This is a genomic window from Ruegeria sp. HKCCD6426, assembly GCF_057221115.1.
Genome location: NZ_JBWVBF010000011.1, coordinates 17,633 through 39,938, shown reverse-complemented (window position 1 = coordinate 39,938; position 22,306 = coordinate 17,633). Strand labels below are relative to the sequence as shown.

Annotated in this window: 18 protein-coding genes; 13 read left to right on the top strand and 5 right to left on the bottom strand. The window is 55.3% G+C overall.

The genetic code is table 11. From position 1 onward, the window contains the following. Window positions 1-272: 272 nt before the first annotated feature. Window positions 273-1,193 carry a sulfotransferase domain-containing protein gene (locus AC2TDA_RS21940; RefSeq protein WP_480881087.1) on the bottom strand — a complete coding sequence of 307 codons (921 nt, stop codon included), beginning with the start codon at window positions 1,191-1,193 and terminating at the stop codon, window positions 273-275. A 398-nt stretch (window positions 1,194-1,591) separates the two neighbouring features. Beyond that, complete coding sequence (locus tag AC2TDA_RS21935; protein ID WP_480881084.1) at window positions 1,592-2,482, bottom strand: DMT family transporter; 891 nt, start codon at window positions 2,480-2,482, stop codon at window positions 1,592-1,594. Window positions 2,483-2,625: 143 nt separating this feature from the next. Between AC2TDA_RS21935 and AC2TDA_RS21930 the strand changes: the two genes are divergently transcribed. From AC2TDA_RS21930 to AC2TDA_RS21920, 3 genes are all read left to right on the top strand, one after another. Then, entirely contained in the window at window positions 2,626-3,414 is a 789-nt protein-coding gene (locus AC2TDA_RS21930; protein ID WP_480881081.1) for a class I SAM-dependent methyltransferase, read from the top strand. Between the two features lie 537 nt (window positions 3,415-3,951). Then, window positions 3,952-4,908 carry a cation efflux transmembrane domain-containing protein gene (locus AC2TDA_RS21925; RefSeq protein ID WP_480850731.1) on the top strand — a complete coding sequence of 319 codons (957 nt, stop codon included), beginning with the start codon at window positions 3,952-3,954 and terminating at the stop codon, window positions 4,906-4,908. 274 nt (window positions 4,909-5,182) lie between these two features. Continuing rightward, window positions 5,183-5,410 (top strand): hypothetical protein, encoded by a 228-nt coding sequence (locus tag AC2TDA_RS21920; RefSeq protein WP_480881078.1) that lies wholly within the window; start codon window positions 5,183-5,185, stop codon window positions 5,408-5,410. 236 nt (window positions 5,411-5,646) lie between these two features. Here AC2TDA_RS21920 and AC2TDA_RS21915 read toward each other — a convergent pair whose 3' ends face one another. Further along, window positions 5,647-6,906 carry a tetratricopeptide repeat protein gene (locus AC2TDA_RS21915; RefSeq protein ID WP_480881076.1) on the bottom strand — a complete coding sequence of 420 codons (1,260 nt, stop codon included), beginning with the start codon at window positions 6,904-6,906 and terminating at the stop codon, window positions 5,647-5,649. 203 nt (window positions 6,907-7,109) lie between these two features. Between AC2TDA_RS21915 and AC2TDA_RS21910 the strand changes: the two genes are divergently transcribed. The 3 genes from AC2TDA_RS21910 (at window position 7,110) to AC2TDA_RS21900 (ending at window position 9,972) form a co-directional block, all read left to right on the top strand. Beyond that, a complete protein-coding gene (locus AC2TDA_RS21910; RefSeq protein ID WP_480881074.1) occupies window positions 7,110-7,352 on the top strand; it encodes a hypothetical protein in 243 nt (80 codons plus the stop codon). A gap of 72 nt (window positions 7,353-7,424) precedes the next feature. Then, window positions 7,425-9,017: a sulfatase-like hydrolase/transferase gene (locus AC2TDA_RS21905; protein WP_480881071.1), complete on the top strand. Its 1,593-nt coding sequence runs from the start codon at window positions 7,425-7,427 to the stop codon at window positions 9,015-9,017. Between the two features lie 523 nt (window positions 9,018-9,540). Further along, window positions 9,541-9,972 carry a rhodanese-like domain-containing protein gene (locus tag AC2TDA_RS21900; protein ID WP_480881069.1) on the top strand — a complete coding sequence of 144 codons (432 nt, stop codon included), beginning with the start codon at window positions 9,541-9,543 and terminating at the stop codon, window positions 9,970-9,972. A gap of 183 nt (window positions 9,973-10,155) precedes the next feature. Here the strand turns inward: AC2TDA_RS21900 and AC2TDA_RS21895 are convergent, their stop codons facing one another. After that, window positions 10,156-10,632 carry a nucleoside deaminase gene (locus tag AC2TDA_RS21895; RefSeq protein WP_480881066.1) on the bottom strand — a complete coding sequence of 159 codons (477 nt, stop codon included), beginning with the start codon at window positions 10,630-10,632 and terminating at the stop codon, window positions 10,156-10,158. A 347-nt stretch (window positions 10,633-10,979) separates the two neighbouring features. After that, window positions 10,980-11,606 (bottom strand): DnaJ domain-containing protein, encoded by a 627-nt coding sequence (locus AC2TDA_RS21890; protein WP_480850721.1) that lies wholly within the window; start codon window positions 11,604-11,606, stop codon window positions 10,980-10,982. A 107-nt stretch (window positions 11,607-11,713) separates the two neighbouring features. On the opposite strand from AC2TDA_RS21890, the gene AC2TDA_RS21885 reads away from it, so the two are divergent. From AC2TDA_RS21885 to AC2TDA_RS21855, 7 genes are all read left to right on the top strand, one after another. Continuing rightward, complete coding sequence (locus tag AC2TDA_RS21885) at window positions 11,714-11,968, top strand: BolA family protein (protein WP_480881063.1); 255 nt, start codon at window positions 11,714-11,716, stop codon at window positions 11,966-11,968. Between the two features lie 21 nt (window positions 11,969-11,989). After that, window positions 11,990-14,203 carry a hybrid sensor histidine kinase/response regulator gene (locus tag AC2TDA_RS21880; protein WP_480881059.1) on the top strand — a complete coding sequence of 738 codons (2,214 nt, stop codon included), beginning with the start codon at window positions 11,990-11,992 and terminating at the stop codon, window positions 14,201-14,203. Window positions 14,204-14,341: 138 nt separating this feature from the next. Next, window positions 14,342-15,448 (top strand): cytochrome-c peroxidase, encoded by a 1,107-nt coding sequence (locus AC2TDA_RS21875; RefSeq protein WP_480881057.1) that lies wholly within the window; start codon window positions 14,342-14,344, stop codon window positions 15,446-15,448. A gap of 11 nt (window positions 15,449-15,459) precedes the next feature. After that, window positions 15,460-16,647: a cytochrome-c peroxidase gene (locus AC2TDA_RS21870; protein WP_480881055.1), complete on the top strand. Its 1,188-nt coding sequence runs from the start codon at window positions 15,460-15,462 to the stop codon at window positions 16,645-16,647. 5 nt (window positions 16,648-16,652) lie between these two features. Continuing rightward, a complete protein-coding gene (locus AC2TDA_RS21865; protein ID WP_480881052.1) occupies window positions 16,653-17,222 on the top strand; it encodes an arsenate reductase (azurin) small subunit in 570 nt (189 codons plus the stop codon). Between the two features lie 18 nt (window positions 17,223-17,240). Then, on the top strand, window positions 17,241-19,922 hold the full coding sequence (locus AC2TDA_RS21860) for an arsenate reductase (azurin) large subunit (RefSeq protein ID WP_480881049.1): 2,682 nt from the start codon (window positions 17,241-17,243) through the stop codon (window positions 19,920-19,922). A 168-nt stretch (window positions 19,923-20,090) separates the two neighbouring features. Further along, window positions 20,091-22,298, top strand: coding sequence for a HEAT repeat domain-containing protein (locus AC2TDA_RS21855; protein ID WP_480881046.1), 2,208 nt, complete (start codon window positions 20,091-20,093; stop codon window positions 22,296-22,298). The last annotated feature ends 8 nt before the right edge of the window (window positions 22,299-22,306 follow it).

Below are 22,306 nucleotides of genomic sequence, written 5' to 3'. Positions count from 1 at the left end.
CGTATACTTGAATCTTAAATGCATCAAATCAAGTATTTTCTGCGCGTAAAGTTTTATATTATCGCGCGATGCATATTTGTTTCTTCGCTTCGGACGGCTTCAGCAGATCGAGCGGTCGACAGACCTAGAGTACGTCCGCTTAACGAACCAAGCAGGAATTCTCTGTAATTCGGCGTCCAGGCCACTATTATAATCGCCCAACATTGCATCCGGCTAGTAGCTGCGCTATGCGCCGAACTTGAACTAGGCGATCCAAAACCAAGCTGGGTTTGTCAAGGAAGCTTGCCACCACTGTAAAGCCAGTCGACAGCGGCGATGTTGGGAAAGATCTGTTCACCGACCGAGCGAAGATGTCGGGAAATATCCTCGGTCATCCCTTCAGATTTTGCTTTTCCGACTTCACCCTGGCGTATCATCGCACCGGATTTGAGAATTGGTACTTTGCCGGCGGTGCCAGCCTCAAACTTGTTCTCGTGCTGCTTCATCCATTGGAATGACGTGTATTCCAGGATCGCAGGCCAATCTTCGGAGCGGGGCTCCACACCAATAAATTTCGCTATCTTTCGAATGGACTCTTCGTGCGCGCGTTTCATATCAGAAAAGTGAATAAACAAAACATTTGGCTCGTTTCTGAGAGGCCACCAAGCCGCCAAAAACCCGAAGAACGCCCCTTGCATTCCGTTAGCATCGACGATGTCCGAATAAAATGAAGGGAAGTCATCGCGGCACAATGCCTCTCTTGGGACCTCCCAAAGGTCGAACCATTCATCCGCATGTTTCTCGAGAAACGGGCGGAAAGAGACCACTGCTTCTTCCGGATTGCGGAAAACGACTATGTACTTCACGTCCTGATGCGAATTGGCGTTTATGAATGGCACGCCCGGAGGTGCAGAGTGTGTTTTAAATGCGCGGCGGTCGACGGGCATCGCGTTGACGCGATCCAGGACCTCTTGATGTGGCTGACCCGGGTAACCCAAGAACTCGATCCAAGGAACTTCTTCATAAATATCGCGAAAGTCTGCCACCCCGCCGTTGAGGATCTGAAAAACGATGTTCATCGTCCATGTCGTACCGCTTTTAATTGGTACGGAAACAACTATGTCGCCGTCGCGCCATTCAATCTTTTGCTGAATCTCAGGCACTATCCATGGAGGCCCACCAGGAGGGGCGTCACGTTCTGCGGTATCATCCATAACTTAACCTTCTCTTTTTGGAGTTCGGCTGGTCGATAGGTAATCGCTAGAATTATTCCTGTGCCATTCACGGCCGTCGCCTTTCTTGAAATCGGGCGAAGCAGGTGCCGCATGATTGCCCAGGTCATTCAATTCAGCAAGTTTTCTCTTCGACCATAAAGTATCATGGTCGCTGTATGGTATAGCCGGTTTGCTCTCAAACCGTTCTTTGCCTACCCCTCCTATAAGCTATTTTTCACGGCTCAATTCGAACATTTAATGTCCAAGTTTCCAGAAACTTTTGAACGCAGGTAAGTGGATTTTAACAACGATTGCACTCATGGTTGCTTCCGGGGCACCACGTCGACCGGAACATCGTTCAAGCGGATTATTACACTTCGGAACCGAGCGCGTATTGCCTAGGGCTTGAACTTGCCGATGATCAACGCTGCAATGATCAGAACAAGTGCAAGTATGTCATTCGCCTGCAACCGCTCTCCAAGGAACGCGATGCCGATGAACACGCCGACAAGGGTTATCAAATATCCGGTGAGGGCAGTAAAGGTCGGGCCGGTTCGACCAACCATGTAGATGAAGAGAACGTAAGCAATACCGCCGCAGAAAACGCCCAAGCCTAACAAAGCTGAAATGCTGTTCAAGCTTGGGCGCAAGTGCCATTGCGTGTTCAGTAACAGGACCAATACGACAAGCACTGCGGAAGCAATCATAAAGACGTTGCGCATTGCCAGAACCGGAGGAACACCAGATAGGCGTTTCATCATGATCAGGCTCAATGAAAAGCTCAACGCACCACCCAGTATCGCCAGTTCACCAATGATATCGTCCAGCCAACTTCCTTTGATGCTTGGAACGATCAGTACCAAAATGCCGACGAAGCCAACAATGACGCTAAATGCAGCGATCAGGCTCCAATGCTCGTCATCCACAAAAAATGGGGCTAGAATCAGGGTAAAGATCGGCACGGTCGCGAGAAGAATGGCTGCGATACTGCTGTCGACATGCTGCTGCCCCCAAGGGATCAGAAAGCAGGGCAGTATCGCCTCAGCGACCGCGATCGCGCAATAAAGCATCCAAGGTTGCCCACCGGCGCCTGAAGGGGATCGAACTGACCCTCCATGCATCAGCGCGGCAATGATCGTCAGCGTTACAAAGCCGATCACCACTCTTCCTGTTGCAACGATCAAAGGTGTGAAACTGCGAATAGCCAGTTCGTTCAACACAAACTGCGATCCCCAGATCAGGCTGATCCCGACCAACAAAACATAGTCGAGTGCGACAGGTCTGTTCATGCCACTTGCGCTTCCTTGAACAACTGGATCATCGTTGAAGCGTGAAATTGCCTGATCCTACCACAAAATACTGAATTGCCCCCTTGGGTATTAACATTGCAGAAATTGGGGTATTTTTTTCGGGCAGTTCCTGGAGGCGTTAGATGTACGAAGATCTCTTACCTCACACCTTGCCCACAGAGGCTGAGCGGCTCGATCGAATGGCGCACGCGCATGACCCGGATACTTTTTCAACCATTGATAGGCTGAACCTTCCCGCGAATGCGGACTGTCTGGATATTGGTACCGGGCGCGGCAGCGTCGCGATTTGGCTTGCCGAGACCTTCCCAGACGCCAACATAACCGCAAGCGATCTGGACCTATCATCCGTGAAGGAAAACACCTTACCCAATCTGTCGCTCAGAAAAATCGATCTGCGGAGCGAGGATCTCGGCTCAGGAGTGTATGATCTTGTCCACTGTCGCGCGGTGCTGTGCTTTCTGCCGACCCGTACAGAGGTTCTGTCTGGTATCTTGAGGTCGCTCAAACCAGGCGGTGCATTTGTTGCAACTGAAATGGATTTCGGTTGTATCGCTTCTGGTCCCAGCCGGTTTTGGGCGACATTCTGGACCGCATATCTGGAATTTGCGGAAGCTCAGGGATGGGAGCTTGGGTTTGGTGGCGCGCTTCCACGCATTCTTGACAAAACCGGCTTCACTGAAATCGACGCGCGGCACATTCAACCTATTCTGAATTTGTCTGGAAACACGGCAGGATCGGCAGAAGCACAGACATGGTCTTTGACACTGGCGACCTTGGCTCCTCAGTTGATCGGAGGCGGATTTATGTCAGAAACTATGGTGACTGAAGCGCTTTCAATCATTCGCAATCCGGATGCCTGGACTGCCGGGCCGGGCTTTATGGTCACCAGTGCGCGGCGGTCGGTCACTTAGTCCCCGAGTCTACTTACGGTGGTCAAGTTGGAAGTGTTATTGGACGTGAACTTATCTGGGTATGGGAGTCATTTACACATTGTTCAGAACGAGGCGCGTGGTGCTTGAACTCGACCCATTGACGTAAGCCGAACAAATTTGGCAAAGGGCCGTTCTACGAGGCTAGGCAATGTCCGCACAGCAGGCCTCTACACCCAGAGTTTCCTGCAAAGGGTAAGATGCTGAAGTGACGGTGTGGAACATATCGGACGAGTTTTCGTGTCAATGAACGACCGCCTGATCCAGGACTGTTCGAGATCGCAAATTACTCCTCCAACGCTGGATTGATACCCAGATTTGACGCGTACAAATGGGTCCGGCTTCAATTGTGCTTCCCCGAGATCTTCCCAATGCATCTGGAATTGTGGCAATGCTTTGTGAAGGAGCGGGACATCTGCGTTCCGCCAAGTCTTGATGATAGCCGAATTGTTTCAGCATCGAATAAACTAAGGCAATATTGCCCATTAGGCGCATCACTGACAAACGCGGGATCAGATTATGAAATCCACGACACCTGAAGATCGGTATAGGCTGGAAAGCCGCGCGATGAACGTAGGAATGGCAGGTAACCTGTTCATGGCGATGGCGGGGATCGTAGCCGCGTATTTGTCCCATTCTCAGGCCATTTTGGTGGACGGTCTGTTTTCGCTGATCGGCTTCACGGCGGCCTTATTCGGTAAACGCGTGTCGCGCAACGTACAGAAGAAACCCGATAAACTCCGCCCATTTGGATATGCCGGCGACGAAGCCCTGTTTACGACCTTTCGCTCCCTTTCACTTTTGGGACTGGTGGTGTTTGCGATCTCCAACGCGGTCCTGAGCATAGTGGGCTACCTGAACGGGGAAGCTCAGCCCGAATTGGTATTCGCTCCGATGGTGGGCTATTTCGTCATTATTGGCCTGACCTGTTTGCTTCTTTGGGCGTTCCACGCCCGGTCGTGGGTGAAAACTGGAAGGCAAAGTGACGTCCTCAGGTTGGAAAAGAAGGCAGCTGCCTTTGACGGTGTCATCACAGGGGCCGCAGCAGTCGGATTGCTGGGTATTCACTTCCTGAGGGATGGCATTCTGGCCCCGATCGCTCCTATTGGTGACTCGATCATCGTGCTTGTCTTGTGTTTAACCGTCATCGCGCAATATTTCAGGGATTTTATGTCAGGCCTGCGAGAGCTGGCTGGCGTCACTGCTGCGCCCCAGCACATTGCGGCCGTTCGCCGAGCAGTTCGGGATACGCTGCGGGCTGACGGTGGTTCGTTGATCGACCTGTCCGTTTCCAAACTGGGTCGCGGTTACACGGTCGTTGCGTATTATGACCCGCTTCGTCCGTGTTCGGCCGCAAATATTGACAACCTTACGTTACAGTTGCGTTCAGACCTTTCGACTGTGTTCGAAACGACCGATGTTATGGTGGTTGTGTCCCAGCATGGCCGCGTTCTGGAGCCAGCTTTAAGCGGCTAAGGCTAACAGCCAACAGGTTTTCAGTGAAAGACCCGCATCACAGTTGATTTTCGATTGGTAACCAACCGGAAACCCTGGCGATCAGCTTGGTTGGTTCCAGGTTGCCACCAAAGGCCGCATAAATGCTTGTGATCAACCTGTTTAGCCTGCAGCTTCTTTCCGGCTGGCGCAGGTTTGAGACAGGTCCAAAAGAAACCACCGCATTTGGTATAGCTGGAAAACCGGCTAAAGGTAGGGCACTCTTGAGGTTTACGCCCAGGTAGGAGGCCCCAGGATGCCCCAGTACAACGATATGTTCGAACTTTCAGTCGAGGATATAGACCTTATCGAAGTCTCTTTGCGGCGCGCCCTGACTTCGTTGTCTCACGAGTTGGCCAACGAAGATGAGGACGTAAAAGCGGAGAGGGAAGAGTCTCTACGTCGCATTCAAGACCTTCTGGGGCGGCTTCATGATCAGAAGATCTTTTACCGGCCAAGGAGCGGAGTATACGTGGGCGGCTAAAAAACTGGATGTCGAAGTTTAAGACCCATAAAACGACGTCTCTCTTCATCCAAAGTATGACGGTCAGTGACTCGAATCCTGCCTCACTGTATTAGCCCAAATTTGTCGTTAGCGCCTGCTAGATCCGACGTTGTAGGTTGAATTCCGGCACGGTGAGATTCTTAAACCCTTGATCCTCGGTTTCCTAACTACACGGGCGGACCTATCCAAAGGGGGAAGAACAAGGGCCTGAGTCTCTACTTCTGAGGAACCCAACCCGCTTGTTGCATAGCTTTCCCAAGTTCTATTCCGTATTCCGGGTCTGCAAACAGCCTCTGAAACAGAGTATCCACCCGGCTGTTGGGCCATTCTTCTGAAAGTTTGGTGGACAGCGCCATAGCTTCACTTTCATTGCCCATCATCTGGTAAGAAGCCATCAGGTATGCAACGGAAACTGGACCGACAGGCCCACCTTTCTGCATCGCATCCTCAATTGCAGCAACCGCGCCGTTGAAGTCCTGAAGGTGAAACTTTGCCGATCCCATCGCGTTTTGAAACACGTAACCTCGATCCAGGTTGATTTTTGACAGAGCATCTTCGCTGAGGGCCACGACTTGCTCGAATTCACCTGAATACAACAATATCAGTGACACGAACTCTAACACATGCACGTCATTGGGCGCTAAACGTCTGGCCCTATTTGAGAATTCTAATGCCTCGGCCCAATTGCCTTTGGCAAATTCCACCCAGGCTTTGGCTGATTGGCTCCATCCAGTTTCCGGCGCCAAATCCATGGCTATTTCGGCCTGCTCTGTGGCGTAACTCAGCATTTCTGCTGCCAAATCAGCGCTCGGTGTCATCAGAGAAATCGTAGCAGCCACTTGTGCAGCACCGGCATGGCCGCCAAAATAGCTTTCATCTTTGTCGATTGCCGCCTTGAATATCAGCAAGGCTGCGTCAAGTCGCGCCGGTTCTACCGCAGGGAAAATCAGGTCTCGACCGCCATTGGCGAGATTGACGGCCTGAAGCCGCATAGGTGAGGCATCGAATATGGCACCGCGTTCATCGCTGTTTAAATCGGCGACTGGCTTTTTGACCGCCACGTCCTGGTCGGTCGCCCGAAAACCGAAAGCTATTGCAATTCCGAAAAGCAGGAGCGCACCGACGAGCCCAAGTGCTATTGATCTCAATGCTTGAGACTTTGCTAAAGAGCGCTCTGAATCTCTTTTCTGAAGAATTATTTTGGGTGCATACCCACCCTTAGGAAGAGCAAAAACAATCTTCTCATTACGACCGTCCGCCAAGTAGTACTCTGCGAGTTTTCGTCGTAGCCGTCCGGCATCCACCCGCACAACATTCTCGCGTCGCGCCAATTCTGAGGATGTCCCTTCGTAAACATCTATTGCAATGGTCTTGGCGCGGATGTCGTCTGCACGGCCACTGAGTGTTTCATTAACGACGTAGTTCAGAAAGTCCCGCAATCTTTGCGAACCCGCAAAGGTTGATGATGTCGCCAATCGCTGAATTGCCGCGCGCACCTCGTTTTCGGCAGGAGGCATGCATTCATCCGAATGTTGCGAGTTATCTCGGGGAGGTTTCATGATTTCAGTAAGTTAGCCCCCTCATTTCACCGTATAATGCCCCAATATACCTTACAAGAAAAGAAACTTCGACGATCATGCAAGTCAGAGTCGCTTATCTGATGCGAGGGTTTGCAAAGTTGGAAGAACACGTCTTAGACAACCTGTTTCCCGACCACCGTTTAGCAATTGCAGAACTTCGAGCAGATGACCCCGAGTTCGATGAAATCTGTCAAGATTTTCTGCTTCTTGCCGACGAATACCAATCCATGACAAACGGGCCGGAAAGAGAAGCGGGTAAGTTGATTAACGACATTCGAGAAACACTGGACGGTCTTCAAAAAGAAATCACACGAGCGCTGATAAGCGCGGAAGAGCCATAAACAGAAATCTGGGGAGGGTTACCAATGAAATCATTGCTGAGGGTTACTTCTGCATTGTTATTGATTTCGAGTATGAGTCATGCTCAAGACGCGCCAATTATTCATGACGGAGAATTTCAGTTTCTTCGGGCGCAGTTCGGCGAGCGTTGGGATGCCCAGGATGCTGAGATCGACGCCAGGCTAAGTGAACTCCGGGAAGCCAATGGCGGTCAGCCTCCCAACTTCCTTTATATCCTGATCGACGATGTAAGCTTTGGGCAAATGGGCAACCGGACGATGAACTACGTCACCGGTTTTGATACGCCTAACATCAACAGCTTTGCCACCGAAGGCATGTCTCTGATGCGGATGTATACCGAGCCTTCCTGTACACCCACACGGACGGCGATGCTGACCGGTCGCCACCCGGTGCGCGCCGGCGTCGAAGAGGTCAAGGTTGCGCTGGTCGGAGAAGGCCTCGCCGCCGAGGAGGTCACGATTGCTGAAATTCTGAAGGAGGAAGGCTACAACACCGCGCATGTTGGCAAATGGCACCAAGGCGATATCGAGCAGTCCTACCCGCACAATCAAGGCTTTGACTGGGCCGCCTTTCCTTTGCATCAGCAAGTGCAGCTGAGCCTGATGACACGTGACGCGATGGTCGCCAACAACATGCTTGGCTTCCATCCATCCGGTCAGTCAAACCAGTTCCAATTGGACGAACGGTTCAAACCCTATGGTCTCGTAACCGGTGTGGAAGGTGAAGCCGGAGGACCGGCGCGTGAAGTAGACATGGCGCCAGGAGAAGAGTGGACACAAGCCAAATATGAAGAGATGAACCTGCGTTATCAGCGGCAGGCACTGGAACAATTAGAGCTTCTGGCCGCTCAGGACGAGGCGTTTTTTATGCAATACTGGCCTCTCTATCCTCTGAACTTCGCGTATCCCGATCAGGCTGTTTCACGGAACGGTGGCTTTCACGCTGACAAATTGCAGGTTCTCGATGGATGGATAGGGGACGTTCTGGCCAAGCTGGATGAAACCGGCAAAGCAGACAATACCATTGTGATGATCATGGCTGACAACGGTTTGATGTACCACTACGAAGGTACATCCGGTCTGAACCAGCTGATATATCGCGGCGGAAAGACCCAGCACTTGGAGGGCGGCGTACGTACGGATGCTTTCATCCGTTGGCCCGGCGTGATTGAACCCGGAAGCGCCGCAGGGGATATCGTCCATGTCTCGGACTTGTTCACAACCTTCGCCCGGATTGCAGGCGCAGCCGACCGCATTCCCCGAGACCGTGTCATTGACGGAATTGACCAGACCGCCTTACTGCTGGAAGGCGAGGGCAACTCTCGCCGAGACTATGTCTATGTGTACGAGGGGCCGGTTCTGCGGTCGGTCGTTAAGCAGGAATACAAGATGCATATGCCAGCCCCCGGTCAACCCGGCGCCGCCGCGCCCGTGTTCAATGTCTACCGCGACCCGCGCGAAAAGCACCCCCTCGTTGGCTACTCGTTGTGGTCAGGTGCTTCGTTCCAGGACATGGTAAAACGCCACCAAATAACCATTGCCAAACATCCGCATCTGCCGCTTGGAAAGGGTGTTCCGTATGAGGGGATCGAAAACCTTCGACCGGAAAGCGAACAGACCCGAGACGTTTTTTCAAGCTGGCAATAGACTAGAGATTCGGCGGCACATTTTGCCGCCGAACAACTACTAGTACCCATAAAACAGATACCCGCGCATTGCAGCCGTTTGTTGTGATCAATGCTGCGCTAGTGGGAAATGGCAGCTCTGTGACCCCGTTTGTCATGGATTGAATCGCGCTCTCACTATTGGAGCTGGGTTACCGAGGGTGCAACCGGTGAGAATTCACACCGCAACGAATTTTCAAGCGTTCGACCTGAACAGTCGGGCGCTTATATGTGTGTGCTATCTCTTCCAAAGCTTAAACACGTCGCCTTGGTCCGCAACGCGGACAATGCAGACATACTGTCCAGTGGATTGATAGCTCATTAGATTAGTTGAGCGACCGAGAAACTTGAAACTGTAAGCGAACAGAAAATACCGTGCTATACAGAGCAGTGAGCAACTTAGAATTAAGACGACAATTTTAGAGGTTTGGCGTTCTGTGAAGCGGTCATGCTTTTGTTGCTCTCGAGGCTTCGCAGAGGCCAAAAATAGTACAATGGAGAGAGCTATGAAGATTGCATTATCGGTGCTTTTTGTGCTGCTCGTGACGATAAGCGCAGTTGCACAAGATGATTGGAAAAGGCTGATTTCGCAAAGCGAAGTTGGGTTCAATGTAGAAGGTGCGAATAAAGTTGACGCGCCAAAGGCCCTTGAACTTATGGAGGCTGGCGAGACATTTGTAGATGTACGACGGTCCACCCAATTTAGCCTCGCTCACATACCCGGTGCGATTAATTTGGATGTTAATTCGGCATTGAATGAGAAAAGCCTGTCAGAGCACGTAACCAAAGACCAAATGGTTGTATTTTATTGTTCTGATGCTGAGTGTGACAGGTCGGTGCGGGCGAGTGCGATGGCCGTCTCTTGGGGCTATGAGGACGTAGTCTACTACGCCGATGGTTGGTCAGCTTGGATCGCAAACGGCTACCCGCGCAACTAAGCTTCATTCGCAAGTCAGCGGGATTACCGCCATAGGCTCAAACCGGTCATCTGACAGTTTCGATTGGGCATCGTGCCGGTTCAGATGGCATCAAGGTCGGCCTAGCGGACGTAGTGGACATTGTTCCGGAACGCCCCACCTTTTTGATTTCCAGCTTTTTTACTTTGATTGGAAGATGGCCTTCTATTGCCAAAAGCCCCTGTGCCCCTCGGCAACTTCATCCTCGATTTCAGAGTAGGGTCCACGGGTTTCAACGTGGCGCTGACCGACGCTGAAGACGGTCTCACAGGGCAAATCCAGTGTCAGGTTTTCCAGATTGTCACCGGTCAAGACGGCCAAACGCTTTTCGGTCATACCATAGACGACTGTTCCGATCCCCGCCCAATAGCAAGCTCCCGCGCACATGCAGCAAGGTTCTACCGAAGTATATAGTGTGCATTTTTCAAGGAATTCAGGATCATAAAGACGGCTCGCCTCTCGTGCGACGTTCAATTCGGCGTGGCCTAACCCCTTATAATCTTGATAGCTGTTGCCGGAGCGGATGAGGACCTCTCCGTTGGGATCAACCAGTGTCGCACCGAAAGGGTGATTGCCAGCCTGACGGCTTTCTTTTGCAATCCGGATTGTCTCGCGTAAATGCTGAATGTCGCGTTCTCTCATATCGGTCTCCTGCGGATTGACTATCACCAGCGAAGATTTCTATTCGTGCTGCAATGTCAGTATAACCGTACTTAGAATCGGGCCTCTATAGGCCGAGTGACTAAGTGTTCCCCTATGGGCTCAAAGCAGACGTCCGATCATTCACTCAGACACTCGAAGGGCACCTTGGGGCCAAGGTCGGCATTGTGCTGTAAGCAGCCTAGAGCACCTGTAGTTACCAGATCACTCGGCGATGTCCGGTTAAGGCTCTTATGTCCAATCTAGCAAGTTGTAGAACACGGCGTCGGCGGAACCGCTACACTGCTCAGCGAATCTTCCATTCCGGTCCAAGCGGCAGTCAGCTAGACCTACTTAAAGTTCCGGCTGTCCTTGATCTGATCCCAGGCCCAGACGACCTCTTGCAGCTGCTCTTCCTGAGATCGGTCGCCGCCGTTCATGTCTGGGTGCAGAACCTTGATCAGCTTTTTGTAGGCCTTGCGCACCTCGGCCTTGGTCCAGTTGTCCTTGGCTTCGAGGATTTCAACGGCGCGACGCTCGGTGGGAGGCAGACGACGGCCACCACCACCAGAGGTGCGACCGGGGTTCTTGGTGGCATTCGCCCCCAGAACCTGATGCGGGTCCTCTATGCCCAGCCGCGCCCAAGCGCGGGCTTCGGGGTCGCCCATAGGCTTGGTTTCGCGCTCCCACACCTTGTCCTTGGAGCGTTGCGCGTTCAGCTCGGCCTCGGTCGTGCCGTCGAAGAAGTTCCACTTCTGGTTATATTCGCGCACGTGTTGCTGGCAAAACCAGAAGAAATCATCAAGAACATCCGGGGCCTTGGGCGCGCGGAACTTGCCAGCCTCTTCACACCCGTCGTGATCGCAGATTCGTACCGACGTTTCCGACGCGCCCGACATACCCCGACGCCCGCGCGGATTCTTTTTCTTTGAGGTGGATACGGACATATCGAATCCGAAAGGGTCTGACTTTACCATGGGCCTGCTCCTGCAAACGCGTCTTTTCGACTCGGAGGAGGCAGTTTAACGTAAGGACCGGAGAGTAGAAGAGGGAAGCGGCAATATTTTTGCCGTCGAGCAAAAAAATGACCATAACCGAAGATATCCGTGCCCGCCTGCAGGCGGCGTTCAACCCGCGTGAGCTTGACGTGATCGACGACAGCGAAAGCCATCGCGGCCATGCGGGGTATCGCGACGGAGGAGAGAGCCATTTCAATGTGCGTATACGGGCAGCTGCATTTCAAGGGCAGTCCCGTGTTGCCCGTCACAGGGCCGTTCATGCCGCGCTCGGCGATATTGTGCCGCGTATTCACGCACTGGCACTGGATATCGGCGTTTAGCCCCGGCAACAGGCATCGCGAATGACCACGCATCAGGACGTACCCGAACGTTATCCCCGACGCCTGCTGGCAGCGGCCTTTGGAATCGGTGTCGCCTTGGTCGTCATCCTGTCGGTGTTTCTGTACATGTCGCGGGAAACCAGTAACCGTATCGGAGATATGCGTCAGGCCTGGCAAAGCTATTCGGTCGAGACGACGCCGCGGGGGTACTGGATTTCAGACATTCGTGAGTATTTCGGCTATGGCGGGCTGATCCACAACTTCAAGAATTATGTGCTGCGCCAGGATCCGTCCTACGGGCCGGTTCTGCGTCAGCAGTCGCGCAACCTGCTGGCGACGATAGCTGCTTATCGGGCTGCAAATCCCACCGTGGCTGAGCTTGAGGCACTGCACCTGATTGAGGGCGTGGCACATGAGTATATTGGCAATGTTCCCATTATCGAATCCGGCATCGCCTCTGGTTTTAATGCTGAGCAGATTGATGCGCTTGTAAGGGTTGATGATAGTGATGCGCTGACCGCGTTGGCCGCGCTGGAACAGCTATGGATCGCAGAACGGGACAAAAGCCTTTCAGGCATGGTGCGCGCATTCTCCGAAGGTGAGCGCCTGGTCCGCAATTTCTCGATTATTCTTGTGAGCCTTGTCGTGGTCGTGGGCATGATCGCAATCCTGACCACCTTGTTGATTGCCAACATATTGCGAACCAATCACCGCCTGAAAACCGAGCTTGAATTGCGCGAACAGGTTGAATTGGCAGAGCGTAAATTGGCGCGTGCGGTCGAACAAAGCCCGACCTCAATCATCATCACGGACACGGATCTCAGGATCGAATACGCCAATCGCAAGTTCTTTGACCTCAGCGGTTATGACACCGATGAGGTTTATGGCCACACGCCGCGCTTCTTGCAGTCCGGGCATTCAGGTAAGGAAGTCTATCGGGACCTCATGCGCAATCTGGAAAAAGGCCAAAGCTGGTACGGTGTGTTTCGCAACCTGCGCAAGGATGGTACGCACTATTGGGTTTCAACCGCGATTTTTCCGTTGGTGGGGCAGGACGGAACGATCACTCATTACATCGGCATCGGCGAAGACCTGACTGAAACCCGCCGTACCCATGAACAATTCGCGCAGGTTCAAAAGATGGAGGCGGTTGGCATCCTGGCCGGATCCGTGGCGCATGACTTCAACAATGTACTGATGAGCGTGACAGGTAATGCGGATTTGATCGAGCTGGATTCGGATGGCAACGAAGATATCCAAACCTCAGTCAATCAAATCCGCATCGCCGCGCGCCGCGCTCAGGCGTTGGTGCGAAAGATGCTCACCTTTGCCCGCCAGCGGCCGCGAAATCCCCGGCGTGGCGATATGGTGAAGGCCACGCAGGAGGCGCTTGATCTGATCCGTGTTTCGGCGCCGCCAAATGTCGAAACGCGTTTCGATGTCGAAGTGGACGAAGCGTTTTCCGAATTCGATGGCACCTTGTTTTTTCAAACTCTGCTGAACCTATGCCACAACGCATTCGAGGCGATGGACGATCAACCCGGTGAAGTGGTTTTGCGGATCGGTCTTGCAAACAAAGACGTACTGGATGATCTGCCGGACGAGGCTGTTGGCGTCATCCAACTTGACGTCAGTGATACTGGTCCCGGAATGCCCGAGGACTTGCAGGAAAAAGTGTTTCAACCCTTTTTCTCGACCAAACCTGTCGGCAAGGGGACCGGGTTGGGCCTGACAATCGTTCACAACAGTGTTGAGGAATGCCATGGTCGGGTCGAGTTACACTCGGAGCCTGGAAAAGGTACGCGCTTCAGTCTGTTCTATCCGCTGATGCCTGCCCTCAGTCATCAAGAACAGGCCGAGGTTACTGCCGTGGCTGGAGATGAACATGTGCTGCTCGTCGACGATGACGAGAACATCCTGTATGTCACACGCCGACTGCTGACCCGCTATGGGTACCAGGTCGAGGCTTATTCCGATCCACAAAAGGCACTGGAGGCATTCCGGAAATCACCGGAAGGCTATGACGTTCTGGTCACTGATCTGATGATGCCCGGACTTAGGGGTACGGGTCTGATCCAGGCCGCCCGGGCCCTGCGCGAGGATATGCCTGCGGTTCTGATCAGCAGCTACTTTGACGATGCCGAGATGACAGTAACCGGGGTTTCGCCAGTGATGGTACAGAAACCACTAGAAATTCAAAGTCTTGCGCGCATTATCCGGTCATTGGTTGCCTAGATTCCGTTACATTTCTTAACAAGTCTTCACAGACTTTAATCTGGGTCAAATCACCACGAAACAACTCCCCCTTATGGTTAATCCTGCCGGTCCCCGGCCAACCGGAGAGACCGGGCTAGCGATAAAAGGGGCTTTTAGATGATGACCAAAGCCAGAACATGGTTCTCGGCGCTATCGACAGTTTCGCTGCTGACGATCAGCGTTGTATTGCCGGTTCACCAGGCCCAGGCGGATGAGCCGGGCCCGGTTGAAGCCATAGAGTTCGACCCAGCCAAGGCGGCCCTTGGCAAGCGATTGTTTTTTGATCCACGCCTGTCGGGCGATACTGAACTGGCCTGTGCCAGCTGCCACCAACCTGAAAACGGCTTTACCGACGGGCAGGCCCTGTCGGACGCCTATGCGGGCAACTTGCATTTCCGCAACGTGCCGACGCTGATCAATAGCGCCAAGCGCGCGGCGTGGTTCCATGACGGGCGCATCGGCACCAACCTCAACGACGTGACCCGCGAAAGCATCACCGAGACCTATTCCATGAACATGGACATGCGCCTGATGCAGGAGCGCATCAAGCAGGACCCGGTCTACGTCGAAATGTTCGAAGCCGCCGGATTTGGTGAGCCCTCGAATGGCGGCGTGCGCAACGCGATACCGGAATATCTGAAAACGCTGATCTCGCGCGGGGCGCCGTTTGACACAGGTGAGATGTCCGAAGAGGCAATGGCCGGTTACGAACTGTTCAAGGTCAGCGGCTGTAATTCGTGCCACTCGGGCGAGAGGTTCACCGATGATCTGCCGCACAATATCGGCGTGGGCGACAACCCCGATATTTGGGCCGAACCGGAACGTCACATCACCTTTGTGACGATGATGAAGTTCCTCGGCGTCGCGAACTACATGAACCTGCGTGCCGATCCGGGCGCTTACATCCGCACCCATACCGCCGACACGTTCGGCACCTTCATGACCCCCACACTGCGTGAGCTGACCTATACCGCGCCGTATATGCACAACGGTACGCTGGCGACGCTCGAGGATGTTGTGGCCTTCTACAACGCCGGTGGCGGTGACGATGAAAACAAGGATCCACGTATCAAGCCGCTGAACCTTTCCGAGACCGAGCAAGCACAGCTGGTGGCCTTCCTCAAGGCGTTGTCAGGTGATCCGCTGACCGGCCCCGACTTCGTCGCCGAGGAAATCGATACGGACTATGCGCCGATCGAAAATTGGCAAGACGCGACAAACTGAGGAGTGGACCCATGAAAGACCTTTCGTCTTATCTCAAAGGCACAATCGCCACCGCTGCCCTGTTTGCCGCTCTCGGTTCACAGGCAATCGCCGCGGACAGCATGGAGATTGAGGCTGGCATCGGCGGGGCTGATCCCGACCCGGATGCGCCACTGGTGGCGCTGGGCGAGCCTCCAATCCCGCTGGACAACAAGCAGACCGACGCAAAAGTCGAACTCGGCAAGATGCTGTTCTTCGATGCGCGTCTGGGCGGCAACCCGTCGACACCGTGTTCGGCCTGTCACAGCCCCGACGTGGGTTGGGATGTCGAGGCTCCGATCTCGTTCGGCTACCCCGGCACGACCCACTGGCGCAATAGCCAGACCATCGTGAACTCGGCTTACTACGGCAAGCTGTTCTGGGCGGGCTCCTCCAAGAGCCTCGAGAGTCAGGCCAAATCCGCCGCGGGCGGTGCGGTTGCCGGTAACGGTGAAGCCGACATGATGGAGGCCCGTCTGGCCTTCGTTCCCGAATATGTCGAGCGTTTCAACGACGTGTTTGGCGATCAGTGGCCGCGCATCAGTAACGCGTGGCGCGCAATCGCTGCATTTGAACGCACTATCGTACAGACCGACACGCCCTTTGATAACTACCTGCGTGGGGATGATGCGGCGCTGTCCGAGGAACAGAAACGCGGACTGGAGTTGTTCACCGGCAAGGCGCAATGTTCCGAATGCCATAACGGCGCGTTGCTGTCGGATGAAAAATACTACAACACCGGCGTGCCCGCCTATGATGGTTGGCAGGATGACGGTCTGGCGCAAGTCACCTTCCGGTATGAGCTTTATTCCAAAGGCTCGACCGAAGAGATGTATCGCCACACTAAGGACGACCCTGGCTTCTATTTCCGCACCAAGGAAAAGACCGACAAGGGCAAGTTCCGTACGCCAAGCCTGCGCTACACCCTCTATACCGAACCATACATGCACAACGGCATGTTGGAGACGCTTGAGGATGTGGTCGAATTCTACAACCAGGGCGGCGGCGAGAACGAGTTCGCAGCCAACAAGACCCAGCTGATCCAACCCCTTGGCCTGAACGATCAGGAAAAGGCGGATCTGGTGGCCTTCCTGAAATCCCTGTCCGGCGAGGAAATCCTGATCGAGGAACCCGACCTGCCGGATTACCAGCCGCTTCCGGCGGTTGCAGCAGAGGAGTAAGCGTCATGACGGATCATAACGCAACCGGATGCAGCTGTTCGGGTGAGGCCAAGAAGGCCTGCACCGTGAACCGCCGCCAATTCCTGTTCGCCTCGGGTGCCACGACCTTTGCCGTGATGGTGGCGATGCCCACCCGCCACGGTCAGGCCGAACAGGTTCCCGCCCTTGTTTCCACCTATCCGCGCAAGCTGATCGGCAAACTGTCCGAGCTGGAACAGGATGTGCCGGTCGAATTCTACTACCCGGACGAGGGCGACTATTCGGACTCGATCCTGGTCAAGACCGGCGTGGAAAGCGGCGGCGGCATCGGTCCGCAAAAGGACGTGGTGGCGTTCAACCTGACGTGTACGCACCAGGGCGGTTCGATGTTTGACAGCTACAAGCCTGAGCATAAGGTGTTGGGCCCATGCCCGCTGCACCTGTCGACCTACGACGTGACACGGCACGGAATTCTTGTGTCCGGTCAGGCGTATCAGTCGCTGCCGCAGGTCCTTCTGGAACTCGATGGTGACGATATCTACGCCGTCGGCATGTTCGGCCTGATCTACGGCCGTTTCGACAATCTCATTGCATAAGGGGAGGGGAGACTGACAATGGCAACGCCGTATTACGTACCCGAAACCAACGTTCCGCTGCCGCCCAAGGGCGCCGAGGTCATCTCGACTGCTTGCGATTACTGCATCGTGGCGTGTGGTTACAAAGTCTACCGCTGGCCCGTGACGGCCAAATCGGGCGGTCCCGGCGCGGATGAAAACGCATTTGGTGAGGATTTCCCCGTTGCGCCTCTGGGTGCATGGGTGGCACCGAACCAGCACAATATCGTGCTGCACAAGGGCCAGCCGCACCACGTGGTGATCATCCCCGACAAGGACAATCAGACCGTCAATACTGATGGTGACAGCTCCTTGCGAGGTGGGTGTATCGCGCAGAAATGCTATAATCCGCAGACCCCCACACGCGACCGTCTGAAGACGCCGCTGATGCGGATTTATGGTACCTTGATGCCGGTTCCGTGGGATCTGGCGCTGGATGTGGCGGCTGAGGTGGGCAACCACGTCATCGCCAAGCACGGCACCAATGCCTATGGCGTGAAAACCTTCAGCTATCAGTATATCGAGAACACCTATGCGATCTCGAAATACGCGCTGCGCCATATCAACACCGCGAACTTCACCTTCCACGACACGCCGTCCGACGTGACCTCGACCCCCGGTTTCCGGGATGCGGGTTTCGACAATTTCGGCCCGTCGTATGAGGACTGGCGTGATGCGGAAACCCTTCTTGTCTGCGGCACCGACCCGTATGAGACCAAGACCATCCTCTATACTCAGTGGATGATGAAGGGCATGCAGAACGGTCAGAAGGAAATCTACCTGATCCCACGCCGGTCTGCCGGTGTGGCCCATGCCGAGAAGATGGGCGGTCTGCATATCGACGTTCTGCCCGGTACCGACCTTCTGGTCGTCAACGCCATTGCCCGTGTCATCGTGGAGAACGGCTGGGAAGACAGCGATTGGATCAAGAATTGGGTCAACAATAAATGGGAAAGCTCGTCGGGCTTTGGTCAGGGCACAAGGAATACGCCATGGCAGTGGCGCACAACCTGGGGCAAGTTCCAGACCAAAGGCTTCGAGGACTGGAAAGAGTGGCTGTTGTCACAGGACGAATTCGCGCCTGAAACCGCCGCGGCGATGGCTGAGATCGACGTGCAGAAGATCTATACTGCCGCTGAATGGCTTGCCAAACCCAAGGCAGACGGATCGCGCCCGAAAACTTCGGTCATGATCGAAAAAGGGTTCTACTGGTCTAACAACACCGGCAACACGCAGGCGATTTCCGCGCTGGGCATCATCTGTGGCTGTGGCGGTCGTCCGGGTCAGGTCATTGGTCGGGCCGGTGGTCACCAGAGGGGTGGCGTGAAGGGCGGGAAATACCCGCGCAACAAATCGCCCGAGAAACTGCCCGGTCGCCGTCGCCGTGCCATGGATACCGACCGGTATCTGATCGCAGGTCACACCCGTATGGCCCATGTGATCGGCACCACGTGGATTCAGTCCATGTGCGGTTCGCAACAGCTGGCCGACAAGTTCGAGGAACTGACCGTCCGCAATCCGAACCAGATCGCCTCTTTCGACAAGCAAGAGATGATCGACACGCTGAAGGCCCGCGCCGACAGCGGCGGCATGGTGGTGATCAACCAGGACATCTATCTGCAGGACCCGATCGGCAACCGCTACGCCGACATCGTGTTCCCCGCAGCGACCTGGGGTGAAGAGGATTTCCTGCGCGCAAACGGCGAACGCCGCCTGCGTCTGTATCAGAAGTTCTATGACGCACCGGGCGCGGCGAAGCCCGACTGGTGGATCATTGCGCAGCTTGCCACGCGGATGGGCTTTGACGGGTTCGACTGGCAGAACTCGAACGAGGTGGCAGAAGAGGCCGTGCGCTTTACCCGCGGGTCGCGCAAGGACTTCCATGCGGTACACCGTCTGGCCAAAGCCGAGGGCAAGACCCTGCATGCCAAGGTCCGTGAATTCGGCACCGATGGTGTGCAATGCCCGGTCATGCTGGATACCGATGGCGTCACGCTGATTGAAACAAAGCGTCTGCATGACACAACCCGTAAGCTGCCCGATACCGGCGCGGCGGGTAAGGATGTGTTCAACAAGAAGCTGACGCATTTCAACAGCCAGACCGGTAAGTGCAACATCCAGAAATCGCCCTGGGGCCTGTTCTCGGATTATTGGGAATGGCTGAAACCCAACAAGGAAGAAGGTGAGCTTTGGGCCACATCCGGCCGGATCAACGAGCGCTGGCAGTCGGGGTTCGACGACCGTCGCCGCCCCTATATCGTGCAGCGCTGGCCTGAAAACTGGGTTGAGATTCACCCCGACGATGCAGCCGAGCGTGGTATCGAAAGCGGCGACTATGTGATGGTCTACTCAGAGCGTGTTCCGGGCAACAAACACACGCTGCTGGGTGTCGAAGGCGACGACTTCCAGTTCTCGAAACTGATGGAGAACGGGCATATCGAGCTGACCAAGGCAGCGATTACCGCCGTGGCAATGGTCACGCCCGCCATCAAGAAAAGCGTTGTCTACATGGACTTCCTGCACATGCAGCAACCTGCGAACGCGCTTGAAGGCCGGATCGTCGACTGGATCAGCGGCAACTACAACTACAAGATGGGTGTTGCCAAGGTCCGCAAACTGGGGCCGAGCCCCTATAAGACCTCGTTCCGCACGATGTCCTTCGCGCCGCGCGACATCGCCTGATGACAGCATTCCGGGGGGCGGACGCCATGTCGGCCCCCGGGACGGGGTTCCACTGCAGAAGGGACCCTTGAACCGGCCCCCCCGGTTCACATGGAAGGCAGGCTTCGGTTGGGAAACCTGCCTTCCACTTTCACCCAACCTTCCCAACTGGAACATGGCAGATCAGATATGAACATTCACTCCGATACCGCCCTGCGCGATGAGGCCACCGGCCTGTTTTCCGAATACGCAAAATCCGAATATGACGTGATCCGATTGCGCGCCATTCAGGCGTTGACCGCGATTGGCGCCAAGCACAGCCCTGCACTGGTCGAGGCGCTGTTGGATGACGATGAAGATGTCCGTCAGGACGCAGCCCAAGCGCTGGGCGCGCTGGGCGTGAAAGAAGCAGCACCGCAATTGCTTGAGAACCTGATTCACGATCCGTGTGGAGAGGTGAAACTGGCTTGTGTGACCGCACTGGCCGAGTTGAAGGCCGAAGACGCCGCGCCCTACCTGCGTACTCTTGTCACTGGACGTGGGGAAGAGATTACTTGGGACGAGGACGAGCTGCATCAGGATGAATGGGACGATTGGCTTGACGCTCAAATTGCAGCGATCAAGGCGCTGGGCACCATGGGTGACGAGGCCGCGATTGAACCCATAGTTCTGGCCTTGATGGACGAGGATGGGCAGGAACTGGGCGATGTAGCGTGTGAGGCATTGGGCCAGATCGGCCAACCCTCGGTACCGACGCTGGGTGTGTTTGCCCAATCCTCGAACCGCCGACTGCGCCATCGTGCCATGCGAACGCTGGCTGCGATTGGCGGAGCTGAAGCTGAATCCATTCTGCGCAAAGCCCTGACCGACAAAGACGGTGCCATCCGTATGCTGGCATATGAAGCGCTGATGCCCGGTGATCCTGCCCTGATCGAGCAGGCTCTGACCGATGCAGTCGAAGAGATCCGCATCGCGGCACTGAAGCTCTCGGGTTTCTCGGAACCCGAACTGCTGGACCGCATGATGCGCGACCCCGGCGCCAAGGTGCAGTTGGCCCTGATCGACCGGTTGGAGCGGGATACGCCGATCGCCGATCAGCAGGACCTGCGATGGCAGGTGCTGAATTTCCTGGCTACCGGACAACAGCCAGAAGTCTCGGCGCAGGCTCTGGGCTTGCTGTCTGCCTTAGCGCCACAGCAAATCGCAGATCGCCTGAACGCGCTGTTCTCGGTTGATGGCGACGACCTAAAGGCCGAGCGCCTGCAATGGGCTGTCGTCGATGCACTGGCGACCTCGCCGCTGCGCGAAGCGGCAGAGTGGTTGCAACGCGCCTGCCGCTCGCCCTTCCGGTCGGTTCGGCTGAAAGCGGTGGCGTCGCTGGCCATGATCGTGACCGACGAAACACGCCCGCACGTGAACCAGCAACAGGGTCGCGAGTTGCTGTTGTCCTTTGCGCTGGCGCCGATGCCGGTTGCTGCTGAGGAAGAAGTCGAAGCAGAGGTTCCGCAAAACGATATAGCCGCGTTGGAAGAGGCAGGTCTTGATGTGTCGGAAGGAGGCGAAAATGGCCCGACTTCCAGCCTCGGCGCGATTCTTGGCCATGACGCCATAGCCGTGGAAATGACGCAGGAGGCGGAAGAGGACGAGACGCAGCCCCTTACCCCGCGCGAGCAGGCGCTGCTGGCCAAGGCAACCCGGCACCCCAAGCGCCGCCGTGTCGCGCTGGATGATGATGCCGAAGCGCTGGATCGGGAAACCCGCATGTCCGCGATCCGACTGTTGGGAGAGGTGAAGGGCATGCAGGTTATGCTCGCCCAGATCGCAAAGGACCCCGAGACCGAGATCGCACAGCAGGCCTTGTCGGCGCTGGGCGGTTCAGTCGCGCGTCATGGCGCAGAGCTGAGTGAAGATCAACTGGTCGACCTGATCACTCAGGGCCTCTCGCACACTGACTCGGGCCTGTCACTGCAGGCGCTCAAATTGCTACAGCAATCCGATCTGCCGCCTCAGGACACGCTGCGGGGTAAGCTGCGCGCAATGCTGAAAACCGGCGACACACCCTTCCGCATTGATGCCATGCATATCCTGACCGAATGGGACGGTACTGCGGACGCGGCGCGCAGCCTGTTGGATGACGTCTCGGCCCCAGTACGGCAGGCGGCGATGCGCCTGCTTTCACAGGTTGCACCCGATCAGGCCGGAGCGGCCATCGTGCATTTCCTGCTGGCCAATCCCGAGCAGCGAATCGTGACCTATGTCAATGACAGCACGCCCGCAGTGGTGTCCATTGGCCGCGAATTGTTGGCCGAACTGCGTGACCAAGACTGTCGCGCGCAATGGCCGGTGATGATCAGCGCTTTGGCCGATCTGTTGGGGAGACCCCATCGGGCGGTCTGAACCCGGAG